The sequence below is a fragment of the Paenibacillus terrae HPL-003 genome, from assembly GCF_000235585.1.
Taxonomy (GTDB): Bacteria; Bacillota; Bacilli; order Paenibacillales; family Paenibacillaceae; genus Paenibacillus; species Paenibacillus terrae_B.
In genome coordinates this window covers 1,534,726-1,549,881 of the sequence record NC_016641.1, presented here as the reverse complement: position 1 = coordinate 1,549,881, position 15,156 = coordinate 1,534,726, and the positions used below count along the sequence as shown (strand labels likewise).

Annotated in this window: 15 protein-coding genes; 9 read left to right on the top strand and 6 right to left on the bottom strand. The window is 43.0% G+C overall.

All coding sequences use genetic code 11. The annotated features are described in order from the left end of the window. Window positions 1-4: 4 nt before the first annotated feature. Window positions 5-811: an MBL fold metallo-hydrolase gene (locus HPL003_RS07070; protein WP_014278959.1), complete on the top strand. Its 807-nt coding sequence runs from the start codon at window positions 5-7 to the stop codon at window positions 809-811. On the opposite strand, the gene HPL003_RS07065 is transcribed toward HPL003_RS07070, so the two are convergent. Further along, window positions 780-986 (bottom strand): hypothetical protein, encoded by a 207-nt coding sequence (locus HPL003_RS07065; RefSeq protein WP_014278958.1) that lies wholly within the window; start codon window positions 984-986, stop codon window positions 780-782. The genes HPL003_RS07070 and HPL003_RS07065 overlap by 32 nt on opposite strands. A gap of 486 nt (window positions 987-1,472) precedes the next feature. Between HPL003_RS07065 and HPL003_RS07060 the strand changes: the two genes are divergently transcribed. Next, window positions 1,473-2,708, top strand: coding sequence for a S1C family serine protease (locus HPL003_RS07060; RefSeq protein WP_014278957.1), 1,236 nt, complete (start codon window positions 1,473-1,475; stop codon window positions 2,706-2,708). Between the two features lie 88 nt (window positions 2,709-2,796). Here HPL003_RS07060 and HPL003_RS07055 read toward each other — a convergent pair whose 3' ends face one another. Then, window positions 2,797-4,518: a cellulase family glycosylhydrolase gene (locus HPL003_RS07055; protein ID WP_014278956.1), complete on the bottom strand. Its 1,722-nt coding sequence runs from the start codon at window positions 4,516-4,518 to the stop codon at window positions 2,797-2,799. 236 nt (window positions 4,519-4,754) lie between these two features. Between HPL003_RS07055 and HPL003_RS07050 the strand changes: the two genes are divergently transcribed. The 4 genes from HPL003_RS07050 (at window position 4,755) to HPL003_RS07040 (ending at window position 7,339) form a co-directional block, all read left to right on the top strand. Further along, a complete protein-coding gene (locus HPL003_RS07050; RefSeq protein WP_043922588.1) occupies window positions 4,755-5,519 on the top strand; it encodes a class I SAM-dependent methyltransferase in 765 nt (254 codons plus the stop codon). A 107-nt stretch (window positions 5,520-5,626) separates the two neighbouring features. Further along, window positions 5,627-5,794 (top strand): CxxH/CxxC protein, encoded by a 168-nt coding sequence (locus tag HPL003_RS27365; RefSeq protein ID WP_014278954.1) that lies wholly within the window; start codon window positions 5,627-5,629, stop codon window positions 5,792-5,794. Between the two features lie 122 nt (window positions 5,795-5,916). Further along, window positions 5,917-6,822: an AraC family transcriptional regulator gene (locus HPL003_RS07045; RefSeq protein ID WP_014278953.1), complete on the top strand. Its 906-nt coding sequence runs from the start codon at window positions 5,917-5,919 to the stop codon at window positions 6,820-6,822. A gap of 28 nt (window positions 6,823-6,850) precedes the next feature. After that, window positions 6,851-7,339, top strand: a complete 489-nt coding sequence (locus HPL003_RS07040) for a DinB family protein (protein ID WP_014278952.1) — start codon at window positions 6,851-6,853, stop codon at window positions 7,337-7,339. Between the two features lie 84 nt (window positions 7,340-7,423). On the opposite strand, the gene HPL003_RS07035 is transcribed toward HPL003_RS07040, so the two are convergent. After that, complete coding sequence (locus tag HPL003_RS07035; RefSeq protein WP_014278951.1) at window positions 7,424-7,768, bottom strand: helix-turn-helix domain-containing protein; 345 nt, start codon at window positions 7,766-7,768, stop codon at window positions 7,424-7,426. Between the two features lie 192 nt (window positions 7,769-7,960). Here HPL003_RS07035 and HPL003_RS07030 point away from each other — a divergent pair, with 192 nt between their 5' ends. Together HPL003_RS07030 and rlmH are read left to right on the top strand one after the other, a co-directional pair. Next, the gene (locus HPL003_RS07030) at window positions 7,961-8,812 is read left to right on the top strand and encodes a hypothetical protein (RefSeq protein WP_014278950.1); all 852 of its coding nucleotides are present in this window, start codon (window positions 7,961-7,963) and stop codon (window positions 8,810-8,812) included. Window positions 8,813-8,973: 161 nt separating this feature from the next. Next, window positions 8,974-9,453, top strand: a complete 480-nt coding sequence (gene rlmH, locus HPL003_RS07025; RefSeq protein ID WP_013312768.1) for a 23S rRNA (pseudouridine(1915)-N(3))-methyltransferase RlmH — start codon at window positions 8,974-8,976, stop codon at window positions 9,451-9,453. 111 nt (window positions 9,454-9,564) lie between these two features. On the opposite strand, the gene HPL003_RS07020 is transcribed toward rlmH, so the two are convergent. Then, window positions 9,565-10,536: a nucleotidyltransferase domain-containing protein gene (locus HPL003_RS07020; RefSeq protein ID WP_014278949.1), complete on the bottom strand. Its 972-nt coding sequence runs from the start codon at window positions 10,534-10,536 to the stop codon at window positions 9,565-9,567. A gap of 32 nt (window positions 10,537-10,568) precedes the next feature. Continuing rightward, on the bottom strand, window positions 10,569-11,189 hold the full coding sequence (locus HPL003_RS07015) for a Cap15 family cyclic dinucleotide receptor domain-containing protein (protein ID WP_014278948.1): 621 nt from the start codon (window positions 11,187-11,189) through the stop codon (window positions 10,569-10,571). Between the two features lie 1,190 nt (window positions 11,190-12,379). Between HPL003_RS07015 and HPL003_RS07010 the strand changes: the two genes are divergently transcribed. Next, complete coding sequence (locus HPL003_RS07010) at window positions 12,380-13,228, top strand: hypothetical protein (RefSeq protein ID WP_014278947.1); 849 nt, start codon at window positions 12,380-12,382, stop codon at window positions 13,226-13,228. A 169-nt stretch (window positions 13,229-13,397) separates the two neighbouring features. Here HPL003_RS07010 and HPL003_RS07005 read toward each other — a convergent pair whose 3' ends face one another. Next, entirely contained in the window at window positions 13,398-15,029 is a 1,632-nt protein-coding gene (locus HPL003_RS07005; RefSeq protein WP_014278946.1) for a DUF2075 domain-containing protein, read from the bottom strand. Window positions 15,030-15,156: the final 127 nt, after the last annotated feature.

The window sequence follows — 15,156 nt, the reverse complement described above, 5'->3', positions numbered from 1 at the left end:
AGATATGGGGATTTCATTTACCGTGCTGTCGAGCGGTTCGACCGGCAACGCCACCGTTGTCCGGAACGAAGACACGACATTACTCATCGACGCAGGTCTCAGCGCGAAGCGTATTGATGAACTGCTGAAGGAACGCGATCTGAGCGGAGAAGAGTTGGATGGTATTTTGGTCACGCATGAGCATTCTGATCATGTTAAAGGACTAGGCGCCATGGCGCGTAAATATAATTTACCTGTGTATGCGAATGAGAAGACGTGGTTTGCCATCAGCAATGCTGTCGGACAGATCGCGGACGATAACCGCAGAATATTGGAGACAGGCGCAACACGCGAATTTGAATCGTTGCGTGTAGAGTCTTTTGGTATATCCCATGATGCGGCTGAGCCAGTGGGCTATAGCTTTTACGATGGCGCAGAGAAGCTCAGCGTAGCCACCGATCTCGGCTATGTCAGCGACAAGGTGAAACAGGCTATTTCAGATGCAGATGTATTGGTACTGGAGTCTAATCATGATGTGGAAATGCTGCGCATGGGGCGTTATCCATGGAACATCAAGCGCCGTATTCTCAGCGATATCGGTCACTTATCCAATGAGATGGCGGGCGCGATTCTTAGCGAGCTGCTGACGGGACGGACGAAGCGAACGTATTTGGCGCATTTGAGCCGCGACCACAATATGATGGAGCTGGCAAAGCTGACGGTCCGCGGGGCGATGGAGGACCGTGGCTGCTTTTACAAGGACAGTGAGTTCCGATTGTGCGATACGTATTATGATCGCCCTACACCGTGGGATAAGGTAAGTGAGCCATAAAGCTGTCCAGCTCGGCGGCTTTGCGTTCTACCTCTTCGCGGGTCACAATGCCTTTGTCCACCAGTAGCTCAATGAGTGTACTTAACGCCAGAGTGTTGCGGTAATGCTCGTCTTTCAGATCCGCAAGCTTGGCAGCCATACGAACTTCATCCATTGCTGAGCGATGTTGATTCATCATACATTCCTCCTGTTAAAATATTTGAAAAATGGCGTGGGATCAGCTTGGTTTTGCCGGGTGCTGTGATACAATGAAGCTAACAACTGAAAGCTTTCTGAAAGAAAGCTCGTATCAGAAGCATAAGCTGTTACAACCGAACGGGAACAGGCCAGAACGTCTCTATGAGACGATCATTTTGTAATAGAATAGAAGACTTGTTACTATTGTAGTCAATTGATTTGGAAATCATTCCTCCTTTTTCCTCTATTCGGAGTGGATTGCGGCGTGTATGCTGGTTTATGAGATCAGGATGCTTAGGGAGGCCCCATTTGTGGTGATTAATAAGTAGGCTGAAATAATCTGCTGTTTTCGGTCATGGGGGATATTCAATCCATTTTGGCGTTCAAACGGAGCGAGTCTCTGTAGCATAGGTTGGCGCAAGCCCGAATAGCCCTAATTTTTTAGTGAGTGTCGGTGCATGACAACGAAGGGGAGAGGATGAACATGGGCTTGTTTGATGACGATTTTTATTCAACGAGGGTATCCACACGTGCGGCTAAAAAAAAGGCATTCAAGGCACGTCGCGGAGGACAGGGACGTTGGCCGTACAGGAAGCGCGGAGTAAGTCCGGTGCAGGCTGCTGTCATTAGCGGTGCAGTCAGTGCGGTGGTTGCGGTGCTGCTGTTCAGCTTTATTACAGGTCTGCCCTCCACTACAGCAGTAACCGGAGCAAGTCATTATCCCATGCGCCAAGCGGCGGGTGACCCGTATGACCGGATTGTGCAGGCGGCAGCCAAGGTACGTCCAGCCGTCGTCAGCATCGTGAACCTGAAAGGGGAAGACGGACATAGCACGGAGCCGTCAGCGCTTGGATCGGGTGTTATTTTCCGGATAGCTTCCGGTAAAGCCTTCATTATGACGAACAACCATGTGATCGAAGGCTCGGATGATCTGGAGATTGTAACTGTGGATGGTGTCAAAAAAGAGGCGAAGTTGATCGGCAAGGATCGCATTAGCGATATCGCAGTGCTGGCGGTAGACGATAAGGGCATTAGCACGATAGCGGATATCGGTGATTCCAGTAAGCTTCGTCTGGGCGAGACTGTGATTGCCATTGGTAATCCGCTTGGCTTGGGCGATACGCTCACATCTGGTATTGTGAGCTATACGAATCGGATTATCCCCATTTCCATTAATCAGGATGGCGTATATGACTGGGAACAGCATGTCATCCAGACCGATGCAGCCATTAATGAAGGAAACAGCGGCGGCGCGCTGGTCGATCTGGACGGACGTGTGATAGGCATCAATACGATGAAAATTGCCGATACCGGTGTGGAAGGACTCGGCTTCGCGATTCCGGCCAACGAGGTCATGAAGACGGTGAATGAACTGGTTGAGGATGGGAAAATTACCCGCCCTTATCTGGGGGTATACACGGTCGACCTCAATAATGAGTATGCTCCGCTGGATGAAACACAGCGCAAGGAACTCAAGTTGCCTGACACCGTAAAGGACGGTGCGGTTGTTCTGGAGGCTCACGGCCCTGCCAAGGAGGCGGGCTTGAAGCTGAACGATGTCATTACCGCGTTCGATAGTGAACCGATTAACTCCACGCTTGATTTGCGCCGCTACTTGTACGATAACAAGAAGATTGGCGACGAGCTGAAAGTTACCTTTTACCGGGCAGGCAAGGAAGAAACGGTGACGTTGAGATTAACGGATAAGCCGGAAGGCTAAGGTTTAACTTATAGGTATAACGATAAAAAAGGCGTTCTCCGGCTCATTTTCCGGGAACGCCTTTTCAGTTTGTCGGTTGTGTTTTAGCTTAGGATGCTGTTCCCGTCACACGGGTTCCGCTCTTGGTAATCTTGTATGTTACCACATCGCCGCTCCAGAAATGGAACTTCAGCGTGACTTCACCATCCTTTACACTGTTAAAAAATTCAGGCAGCAGCTTGATGCCATTGCTATCATAGGCAGGGGCAAAGGTGTTGCCAAATTCCTTATACGGTGTCCAGTCCTGCGGTCCGGCATTGCCGCCATTGGTATAAACAGCTTCCATTGTGGCAAGCTGGCTGCCACGGAAGTCCGTTGGAATGGTAAAGGTTTGCGTAGTACCCTCGGTAGCGCTTAATTTTGGTGTATCATACACGACTACTTTAAAATTCCAGTCTGCCCCCTTATTAAACTTGGCGTTAATTACTGCATTCTCACCATATTTACCGGAAGTGGTTAGGCCGGTAAGCAAGCTGGCCTTCAAGGTTAATTTATCTCCGCTCAGTGTGTAGTCGGTACCCTGTTTCAGTTGCTTGCTATTGGCGCTGAGTGTGCTCAACTGATTGCCGTTCAGGTTTAAAGTGACCTTGGCATCCTGAACGGAAGTGCCTTTCTTCAAGTGAATGAGGTCACTGACTGCATTGGAGGAACGTCCTTTTAAGCTGGATTTCATGACATTAAAGAGTTCAGGATCGGACCACTTGAACGTTGTGCGGTTAAAATGTTGGCCGTTATCCCAGAGGATGCCTGTTACTTTTTTCTCTTTCATATAATAAGTCAGGTATTCAAAGAATTTCAGCTTTTCACCTTGTTCAATAACGCCTGTATTTTTATCGAAGCCGAGCAGGCCGAATTCACCGACGATGACCGGAATGCCCTTGGCTACAAAGGTGTTATAGGCATTATCAAAGGTTTGAATTATATCGTTTTTGGTATCTTTCTCAAATGTAGTATATCCGGCAATATTCACACTAAAAGGCCAATAGCCATAATAGTGAATGGTCGCAATCAGGTTGGGATCGTTCAGCTTGGTTATCGTGTTGTACAGTTCGTTGATTTTGTTCTGGGCAGGTGAAGTATCCAGGCCGGGCAGAACAAGTGGGCGGGTTGCATTATTACCGCCAGAGGCGCGGACAATTTTGTGGAAGGAAACATTCAGTTCTTGGAGCATCTGGTTCATTTTCGCTTCATTCGTCGTTCCTCCTTCGGAGAAACGGGGTTCGTTAATGCTCTCGAACATCAGCTTGTTTGGCTGATCTTTAAAGCGATTGGCAATTTGTGTCCATAATGCGTTATAACGAGCCAGCACTTCATCATGCTTGGGCTCCATACTGCTGACCCATAACCATGAATCATGATGGACATTGAGCATGACGTACAGATTGGCATCCAGTGCCCAGCGAACAACCTCATCCACACGGTTCATGTAGGCAGCGTCAACGGTATAATTCGGTGCTGCTCCTATGTGTTTATCCCAGGTAACCGGAATACGAATACTTTTGTACCCTTGGGCAGCAATTTGCTTGATCAACGCCTGGGTAATACGCGGATTGCCCCAGGCTGTCTCATCTGCTCCGACAGCATCCAGAGAATTTCCTAAATTCCATCCCGGCTGCATGGCTTCCACATACGATTGCATACTGCTTGCAGCGGTGGCTTGAGGTGCTTGTCCGTCAGATTCGGCAGCAGCGGCAACGGACGCAAACATGGATAATAATAGAGTGATGGCAAGCGTCAACGACAGCAATGAAACGGGTCTTCGTTTTAACATAACAGGCAGGCCCCTTTACAAAGTTATTTTTGAAAGCGCTTTCCATTGAGATACTACCATACTATTCCATTATAGAATACCTATATAATTAATGGGAAAATCATGTCATAATTAGATATTTTAATATTGTAAGCGTTGTTATTGAAAAAATGTAGGAATGAGTGTAGAATCTATGGCCCTACGCGGAAAGTAGAGTAGCGTGGATTCATAAATACAGGAGAAAGAAGGAGATGAATATGAATAAGTGGGACACGGAAGAGGCCATTCGACGCTGGAATATGCATGCAGAGAATTTTACCGCCAGATACACTGAAGAAGGGGATCGCTCTCGCGAAGTGCTGTTGAATCCTGCATTGCAACAATGCATGGGCACCCTCGCGGGTAAAAAAGTGCTGGATGCCGGCTGTGGTGAAGGTTATCTGAGCCGGAAAATGGTCAAGGCGGGTGCGCTGGTGGAAGGTGTCGATTATTCGCCGAAAATGCTGGAGCTGGCAAGAAAGCGGACACCGTCAGATTTGGGGATCACGTATCATCACGGTAATCTGGAGAAGCTGGAGATGTTCGGGGATCAAAGCTTTGACCTGATCGCATCCAATATGGTCATACAGGACTTGGAGGATTATGAGCAGGCGATTGCGGAAATACGGCGGTTGCTGGTGCCAGGGGGCCGCTTTATTTTTTCTATTTTACACCCATGCTTTCAGACGCCGGATAGTGGATGGGTGAAGGATGAGGCAGGGAAAAAGCTGCACTGGAAAGTTAACCGCTATTTCAGCGAAGGCGCATTGGAGCAAGATATGCCTTATGATCAGGAGGAAAAGCTCTTGTACTTTCACCGCACACTGGGCAGCTATGTACAGGCCGTTATTGAGTCAGGTTTGCTGTTGGAAGGGATGGTCGAACCCAAGCCGTCTGCCGAGATGTTGGAGAAATATCCCCATTTTCGCGAGGACTTGAATGTCACTAATTTTCTCATTTTTAAAACCAAACGTCAGAGATAGAGGACCGGCTCTTTCCTTTCCGCGTCAAGTGTGGTAGAACAAAAGAAGGCGGTTTTGACACACCTACAACAGAAAGAGCTTCATATACGGAAAGGGATGCAACTGGGATGTACGTGGTATGTAAAGAGCATGTGGAACTGGCAATTGATATGTTCGTCGATGAATACGAGGATGCACCGGATGTCGTCGATCTCAAGGAAACGAAATTTTCGGATTGGGACCCTCCGGTGAAGTGCAAGGAATGTGAGAGCAAAGCAGAATTTTTGGTCGTATAAAAACAAGCACGGGCGTTTCGGGCAGAAACGTCCTTTTTGTATGCTAGGATTTATTGCGAAAATACCCCATACATAGAGCTATATTTATTTCCACTACGTGCTGAGACAGGAGTGAGCGATGGATGGACCCTTTGCTGCATTCACTATTTCGTCCACTTCAAGTCAATGGAAGTGATCCCTCCACATATTATATCGAACAAAAGCCGTCTGTTGCGCTGAGAGCTTACGTAGCTTGCTATTGGGAGTCTGGTCCGACGGCTAGAGACGCAGCTTCATTGAGTTGGATGGAGGAAGAAGAGGCAGTGGATCGGGTATTACCTGACGGCTGTACGGATATTCTATTAGAATACGACTCGGTGAGTAAGCGTCAGGATATGTCATATTGCGGGACGTTTACGCATCCGTTTGTATCTGCCAGACAAGCAGAGTCCGAGACACGCATTTTTGCGGTGCGATTTTTTCCGGGTGGTGCACATTATTTTCACGGCATGCCGACTCACTTGTTTACAGGCGGTAATTATCGCTTGGAAGATCTCTGGCCTGAAAGCATCGCCGTCATAGGTGAGCGCATTTTGGAAGCGCGGGATTTCAATGAACGGGTGCGCATAATGGATGAGTATCTTAACCAGCTTCTGTTGCGCCAACGTACGAACGATTGTGACCTGATGAAAAATCTGCTGCATCGCATCTTCATGAGCGGTGGGAGTGTGGGGGTTAAGGAGCTGGCGGAGCGTGAGGCGATCAGTGAAAGGCAGCTTAACCGCAAGTTTGGGCAATGGATCGGGATCAGCCCGAAGAAGTTCAGTGAAGTCGTCCGCTTCCAGAGCGTTCTACACAGTATCCAAAGCGGCGGGGGCCTGGATTGGACGGAGCTGGCATTGAAGCACAGCTTTTTCGATCAGGCGCATTTAATTCGCGATTTTCGCAGGTTTTATGGCGATTATCCGCTTACCGCTGCTAAGGATTTACGGAAGTTGTCCGATTTTTACAATACACGCCCAGAGGCTTCGGCTATACTCAAAATATGAACAAGAATGGCAAAGGAGAGATGAAAACATGAGTGGAACACTGCAAGTTCGCGATCATCTGCTGAATGAGCTGGAGACTGGAGTACGGACGGGGGAAGCCTTGATTCGTAAAATACGTCCAGAGGATTGGAGCTTTCGTCCACAGGACAATTTCCGCTCGCTGCTGGAGTTAGTGCATCACTTTGTGCTTATTCCTGCTTCGGATCTTGCGATCATGCAGGAGAAGTCTGAGGGTGAAGTGGGAAGCATTGAAAACAGCCTGTCCGGGGTGGAAGATCCCGAGCGCTTGGCTGCGACTTTCAGGCAGAATTTTGAGGCTTATAAGGCTTACATTCTTTCGCTTAGCGAGGAAGATTATCTGAACCGTTCGACGAAGGCCTTCTATATGGAGCATGGGCATTTGCAGGTTCAATGGCAGATCGAGACCGTGACCCATGTGTTCCATCACCGTTCGCAGATTTATAATTATCTGAAGCAATTGGGGCATGAAGTGAGCTTTTTTATGTTGTACGCTTGAGTATTTTTTTTATTGAGGGTTAGAAGGGCACCTGTGAGGTGCTCTTTTTTGGTTTTATTCAAGGCTTTTTTAGAGTGGAATGGCTTACTCGAACGCGCGTGAGACTTCTTTACTAACTCGTCTGAGAATCCCGATTTGCTCTTCATTCAATCTGCTGGTCAACGCAACAAACTCATCTATTGCCTCTTGCCGAATAGTTTCGTCTTTAGTCATATGTTCTTTGGAAAACATTAATTCACTGATAGACACGTTTAAGGCAGTTAACACTTTCTCCAAGGTATCAATCGAAAAGTTTCTTTCGCCACGCTCTACCGATCCGATATATGCATCATCTAATCCTGAAAGTTCTGCAAGTTGTTGCTGTGTTAATCCCTTAGCCTTCCGAATCGTTCTAATTCTTTCTCCAACCGAATTCCGTAATTTTGTCATATTAGCCACCTCTCCTAAAGGTTAGGAGAGTATCGATGTAATTAGCAGAGACATAAAGGCGGTAAAATTTATTGAAAAAACTGCGATTAAGTACTATAGTTAATTTATTGTACTACTTATTTGGAGTTTCACAAAGGAATATATTAAGAGCGAGTGCTTTTTATCCTAGTCATTTTAAAGGAGGAACCCTCTTTGAGAACTTCTATCCTGAAATCACTCAAACCGGACATCATTGTTGAAATGTTGGAGATGGCTGTGGCTTTTGAAAATTGGAAAAAGGTAATGGAGACGGCGGATATTTTATACCAATGTGTCCAGCGCATCTACGAAGAACGGCAGTATCATAAAGCAATGAATTTACCCATCCCACATGTCAATTTAGAACGTCCGTTGGTATATTATTTTGGATTCAGTCACCTGATGTGTGGAATGGCTCACCAAAACCAGAGTGCATATGAGCAGGCAAGGGAGTGCATCTATAAGTATGCTGAGCTAGGATGGATGGAGGATCTAAAGGAAGAAGACAGTCAGGTTGTTGAGGAATTCAGGTTTTTAGCTAAAACTAATTTATATGCAGTGGATATTTTGTCTGGAAATATAGGTCTTGTTAAGGAATACGTAGCCTTTTTGCAGGATAATCTAGAGGAAATATTACCGGGGCTGAATACCATATTACAGGCAGCGCTTATGTATCATTTGGATGTGGCAGATATTTTACATACGTTTGCAGAGCAGATTGATGAATTCGGGAGTTATGAAGACGCAGAGAACGTATCTTACTATTATAGCTACTGCTATCACTTGGCTTTGTACTATCGGAAGTGTGGCAGATTACAGGATGCAGTGGGACTTACTGTGCGGGCGATGCAACTAGCCAACCAGTCGAGTAATGATGGTCAATTTAAGAGATGTACGGCATTGTTCGAATCACTGCGTGAGTCAGCGACAGCGGAACAAATCAGCGAATATCGACAGATGCTAATACAGTGTCTTGATGAATACGAAACGGATAGGCATTTCATTGTGAAGAGCATAAATGAATGATCCGCTATAATTTGAACAGGGAATAGGCTCGTAGTGGAGAGGAAATAGATAGGTAAGAAGCGTTTCAGGTGCTAAAATAATTATGTTACAGGTATTTTTTCATGTTAGGGTTCGTAAATACGATTTTACATTATCATTCGACATAGATAGGGGTATGGAATTTGTTTATTCAACTTATAGGTGTGGGGAAGTTAAAAGAGAAGTATTTGGTCATGGGCATTCAGGAATATGCTAAACGGCTGGGGCCATACATCAAGTTCCAAATGATCGAAGTAGCCGATGAAAAGGCTCCAGACACACTGAGCGAAGCGGAGGTTCGACAGGTCAAGGAGCGAGAGGGAGAGCGCATCCTTGCTCATGTGAAAAGTGAAGCACATGTCATCGTGCTTGCCATTGACGGCAAACTGTGGAGCTCAGAAGAACTCGCAGAGGAATTGGACAAGCTCGGCACCTACGGTACAAGCCATGTTGTCTTCGTCATTGGCGGTAGTCATGGTCTCTCTGACGAGGTCCTCCGCCGCGCCCAGCAGAAGCTGAGCTTCGGAAGGATGACCCTGCCTCATCAGCTGATGCGATTGGTGCTGGTGGAACAGATTTATCGGGCGGTGAAAATTAATCGAGGGGAACCGTACCATAAGTAGTGGTAGACTTAACGATGCAGATGATAACAAATTAAAAAATGACTGGACAAGCTACTACTTGCTCCGGTCATTTTTTATCAAATTAAGAACTTCTTTTTCCATAATCCCGCCTCAAGTCTCTGTAATATCATACTGATAATATTCACTTAGCATTCTTATGAATGCCTTGTAGTCATCTTGCTGAGTAGTTGAAGTAAATAAAGGTTTTACTCCATTTGCTTCTTTGTAACCTTCAAAGTTTTCAAAGTTATTTTTTAGATATTTTAATATTTCATCGAAGACGAAGCGGTGTGCGGTGTATTTTTCATAAACAGAATTTGGAATATTCCAAAGTAAAGATTCTAAGCCGAACGAGGAAATACTTGAGGTAATTGAGTATCCTGATTCCGCCATTAAACTTTTCATCTTCTTCATAATACGTACATGCTTTTTGTATTTGTGGTTTGTTTCAGAATTCTTGCGTTTTCCATTTTTAATATGTTGTTCTGGGAAGTTAATTATTCTCCCACCTGAATCGGGTCGTATCTCTATCCCACCAACATAATTATTTGCATCAAAGGTATAGTCCCCTCGATAATCTCTGTGTCGATATGCGGGTACAACATCTGAATCTACACGGTAGCTATTTCCATTGACCTTAATGGATTTATCATTACGCTCGATACCGTCATTATTAAACTTAAGTTTTAAAGCTCTTTCAACTTCATCTTTCAACCCTTCAACAGTAAATGTTCCATCTGAAAAACCATATTTATCTTTGCTGACATTGGCTCGGTATTCAGGAATAAATGTTGATTCTAATATTACAGCTACATCCACATCACTTTGAGTGCGTACATTTGTATTATTCGCGTAAGAACCCTGAACAAGTAAAAATAATTTACGCCCATTGCTAGCAGCATTCAATTCTAATGCGTAAGCTGGAGTTTCACCTTCATATTTGTATATTTCCTTATTATTGTCTGAATAACCGATTAATTTCATTGCATCACGTATCATTCGGATTGCATTTTTACAGCGTTCCTCTTCCGACTCACTAAGGGGAGCCGCATAGGTTTGTAACTGTCTCTCTGTAAATTTCATGGAGTTCCTCCTAATAATCTCGCTTCATTTGATTATCTCATTACTTTTTTGTTTATACGTTGCAGTTCAATCGTTCCAATTGTCTTTCGTAAAGTCCAGTAATTACCTTTCAGCTTTGGGTTAGAGCCAGAATGTATTTCTAGTTTAGCTGTTCCCTCATGCCAAGGATTAGTTTCTATTGTATCAGCATTTGCCTTGCTACTATAAGAATAGCAGAGCTCTTGAGTCTCTGTATCCCCATCAGTTTTAATTCCCGCTATGTAGCTTTTACTGACCATTTTTGATGTATGGATCTCCACACTTATTGAGATAAAGCTTTGTCTAATGAATGCTGTTATTTCAATTGGTGGTACCTGTTCTCCGGTCTCAGAGTCAATCCAGTTGGATTGAAGTTTTCCTTCCCATGTACCATGTAGATTAGGGACAAGGACAATTACAGGATTAAGTAAAGGTATCCAATGATATTTCCAGATCCATTTTTTAAACGCAATATGAAAAAAAAGTGTAAGTAATGTAGCAGACGAGATGCTTCTAAACACTTCAGTTAGTGAGATATTATTAAAGTTCACTCCCGATATAAGAAATAACAAACAGAAGATCATGATTCCCACTGTAATTAAGACTCTTGTATAATTATCCTGATTATATAGCATTTTTCACCCTCCTAGAAAAATATTACATACGTAGTTTAACGAACAGTTTGGTAAAGTTCCTTATTTCTCCTGAAAATTTTACGTTTAATCGTTAATCCAATAGCGTAAGGTAATATTCTAGATATATTCGACCAACCCCTACTAATATCCTGCTTTTATAGGTGAAAAGAACCACGTTACGTAGTTGCAGTGTGTTCAACAAAATGGGATGCTGTTCATTGACCATGTTAAAGATAAATGCTCTACCATGAAGCAACAAAACAAAGAATTGGGCTTTTAGAGGTGATTAAACTAATCAATCGAGATATTCATTAATGATTAATTTAGCAGAGATTTTAGGGGAGCCGAACCGTATTACAAATAGTGGTAAATCAGGCGTTGGAATAAAATACAAAGCGGCTTAGTAAATTATCCATAAAACAATGCTTTTCATATAGCAAAGGTCGCGCTTTCTTGAGTGCGACCTTTAAATTTCAACCAACTAATAATCCGCTTTACTAACTAAGCAATCGCAGTGAACCGTATCATAAGTAAGGCGAAATATTTAGTCTTATTCCGGTCAATGAAGAGAAAGCCTCTTCAGCCCTGGCGCTGGTGTGGTGAGCAGTCAGCATTCCGAGCAATCGACGTAGGGGGTTAGGATGTTGTTGACTTTGGTGAGAGACAATACGGCACGGCGTTTTGGGGAAGAAATGTCCGTTGTTTAATGTAAGGTGGGAGAAAATCATTCAAAGAACCTCGTTAGCACTCCATAATATAGAGTGCTAACGAGATATAGGGAGATTTCATATGCAATAGATAAGATATTTGGGCAAATTCGGACAAAAAAAGACTAAAATCGCTGAATAACGACATTAGCTTTTTTGACTTTGTATATAGTAAGAATATACAATAATAATGGGACAGAAGTCTTCCGATGTCCGTTCGGTAGCTCTCTCAATGTGGGGACATTGAGAGAGGACATACTTAATATAACTATCCGTTTCCATTCACGATGAGTTTATACTAACAGATTTCAGTCATATTAGGCAAGAATAAAATAGTATCATTATAAAATGTTCATTTTATGTTCGCCTTTCGTTCGGAAATAAGAAACGGTTTTTATAAGATCGGCAAAAAGTTAAGGGGGTACATAGAGAGGATTTCTTCCTGTCCCAAAATATAAAATTTAGGAAGGAAGATTGTGATATATGTCTATCTATGAAGCGATTTATAAATCCGATGAAAACGAAGAGATGGTTACGGTTTTTAATATTGAACAACACGAAAATTTCACTGATGTTAAAAATAATTTGTACTGCACTTATCAAGGGTGCACCGCCAGGCTGTCCTATGTACCTAAAGGAAAAGTGAGGGCTTACTTCAAAACTTGGCCCAAAGAAGACCACACTCAAGATTGCGTGGACTATTTTGAGAGGGTGGCTACAGCAAACAAACAAAGATCTGTTGCTACATCTACTATGGAATTAAGCGAGAAACATGTTAAAAACGTACTTGATAATTTGAGGAAAAAGAGAAAAGAAGCAGCAGGAACGGGTAAACCTAAATCGGGCAACAAGAAAAAGCCAAGACCTACAGTAGACCCAGGCTCCGGTGAGAATACTACTCTGAACATTGTTCCCACCACAGGTCCAAATGCTGATTTAGCAAGTGGAGAGGATAATGTGAGAGAACCCTCTGTCAGAAATAGGTCCCTAATCAACTTGACTGTTGATGATTTGAATTGGACTAGAAGCATAGAAGGTTATATTCAAAATGTTGAAGTGGGCGACAAAAGAGCAGTGCTTCAGCTACAAGATGGTAGTAACTCCTTTCTAATATATTTCGAGGAATATTTCTTTGATAACGCCGCAGTTAACTTTGGTCGTTACTTTCAAGATCTACAAAATTTGGCCAGTGAACATCAAGGGTATTTGTTCTCTGGTGTTGGTCTAATTGAGCAACGAAACAATCAATTTTGTATGTTAGTTAATCGTGGAAATGATTTTCGTATTGATGACCAATATATTGCTGTATTTCTCGCTAATCTTTCAGCATAATTAAAATGACCATGATAGAGCCGTCCAGTGCTGGACGGCTCTAAAACTTGTCGTTACAACCTAGCGCGAAGGGTACGACAAATAGGACAAAGTTTTAGTCTAAACCTATAGGAGCATTTCACGTTAGTCTAATATTTCGGGAAGTGGTCTTGCCTGGTGCATCGGCTCCTTACCTTTTAACCAAAGACAATAGCTTCTTTCTTAGTTTAGGGTCTGTAGCGTAAATATAGAGTCCATGGATACCGCGCTTCATCAACACATTAATTGAATTTAAAATGATATCTTGTTTAGCTTGTTGTATTTCCTGCGCAGAGAGATCACTTCGTGAGTTAAAGGCGCCGACATCCTTATATTTAGTTGTATCAATAAGGATTTGGTCCGTATGTTCATCATACCCGACTGAAGGACCTAGTATGACACCTACATAATTTAAATCAAAGCCTTGGATGGTATAGATAGAACCTACTTCATGAATCGTATCCTCTTTCTCCGCCCAGGTCGTGCCGCTAACTGGAATATTCCAAGGCATTTTCAATCCGTCTGTCTCAACGTAGTATACCTGTCCGTCCTTTTTGTGCTCATAATCAAAGGTCGCAACTATTCGGGACAAGCCAAACTTTTTGTTTTTGTCCTCAATCGCTTTCTTCATTTCAAGAGCATTGCTGAAAATCTGCAAGTCATATGTATTTTGACTTACTTGTGGCATGTTAATCAGCTTCTTTGATACAAAGCTGTCAATCCAGTTAACAAACTCAGGCTTGGCATTCATTCGGAATTGATCTTGTAAACGAAAGGTTTTAGAATGATATTTTTCAGTAATTTCTTTTAACATTTTTTTGTTCCAGTAGCTTTTGATTCTTAGAACCTGTTTCGGGTCAAAAATGACGATCGTTATTTTGCTTTTCTTGATAATTTCCTCGAGATGATTATTCCCTTTGAAGTTGTTATATCGATCTTCCTTAGTTAAAAGCAAATGGGCTTCGTCTACTAAGACAATATTAGCTGACGTTATTTTTTGATCATTAATGAATGTTGTGGGCTTCATAACTTTGTTCTTTTTAATATTGGGAAGGCTTTTAGCTAGACTATGATAAGTCTTTAGCATCTCGCTATGGTTCACTAATAAGTAATTATTTGTACCGTACAGAATAGAGTCACTGTCATTGGCATAGTCCTGAATAGTATTAAACAGAGAACTTATTAGCACGCTTTTTCCGGTTCCTGCTTCACCTTCAATAATTAATACTTGCGACTCCGTTTTTTGAATATTTTTCATGCAGAAATTAAGGATTTGATTCTTAATCTCAAACTGCTGATCGGATAATTCTTTAAAGGGTGAGAGCTTATAGGTATCTCTATTCTTTAATTTTTCAAGAGGTTCTTTTACAATTTCTTCATCTCTGAGTTTTTCCCATATTTCTGTGAAAACACCTTCATTGTAGTAATGCTTTCGATAGTAATTGTGTACCTCACTTTTTACCGTCTGGCTGACATTCTGAAGCCTGTATCGATTTTCTGCGATCAAATAGTTAATTAAATTAGTCTCAATATTATAGGTCGCAGACTGGTGGAATCGCTTATGTCCAATAAGTATGGTTTGCTTAAGGCCCTTGCGCTGGGGATTACCCAAATGTTTTTTTAAGCGCCGTTTAAATTGAACCGTTTCGCCAACATAAGCCTGGAGCGAGTGCTGATTATAAAGAATGTAGATAATGGGATGGTTGGTTAGCAAATCTTCCTCTATTTGTTGTGCGTCATGTGAAGAAAAGCCTATTTTTTTAAAAATAAGTTTATTAGTCATGTTAGCCACCTGTAGAATCTAGGAAATTAGTAAAGACTACTACAGTATACTATATTTAAATGCTCTGTAAGATGTGCAGCTCTTAAATAGTTAAGGGGCCATGCGTGGCAGCGAAAATGATCTTAAG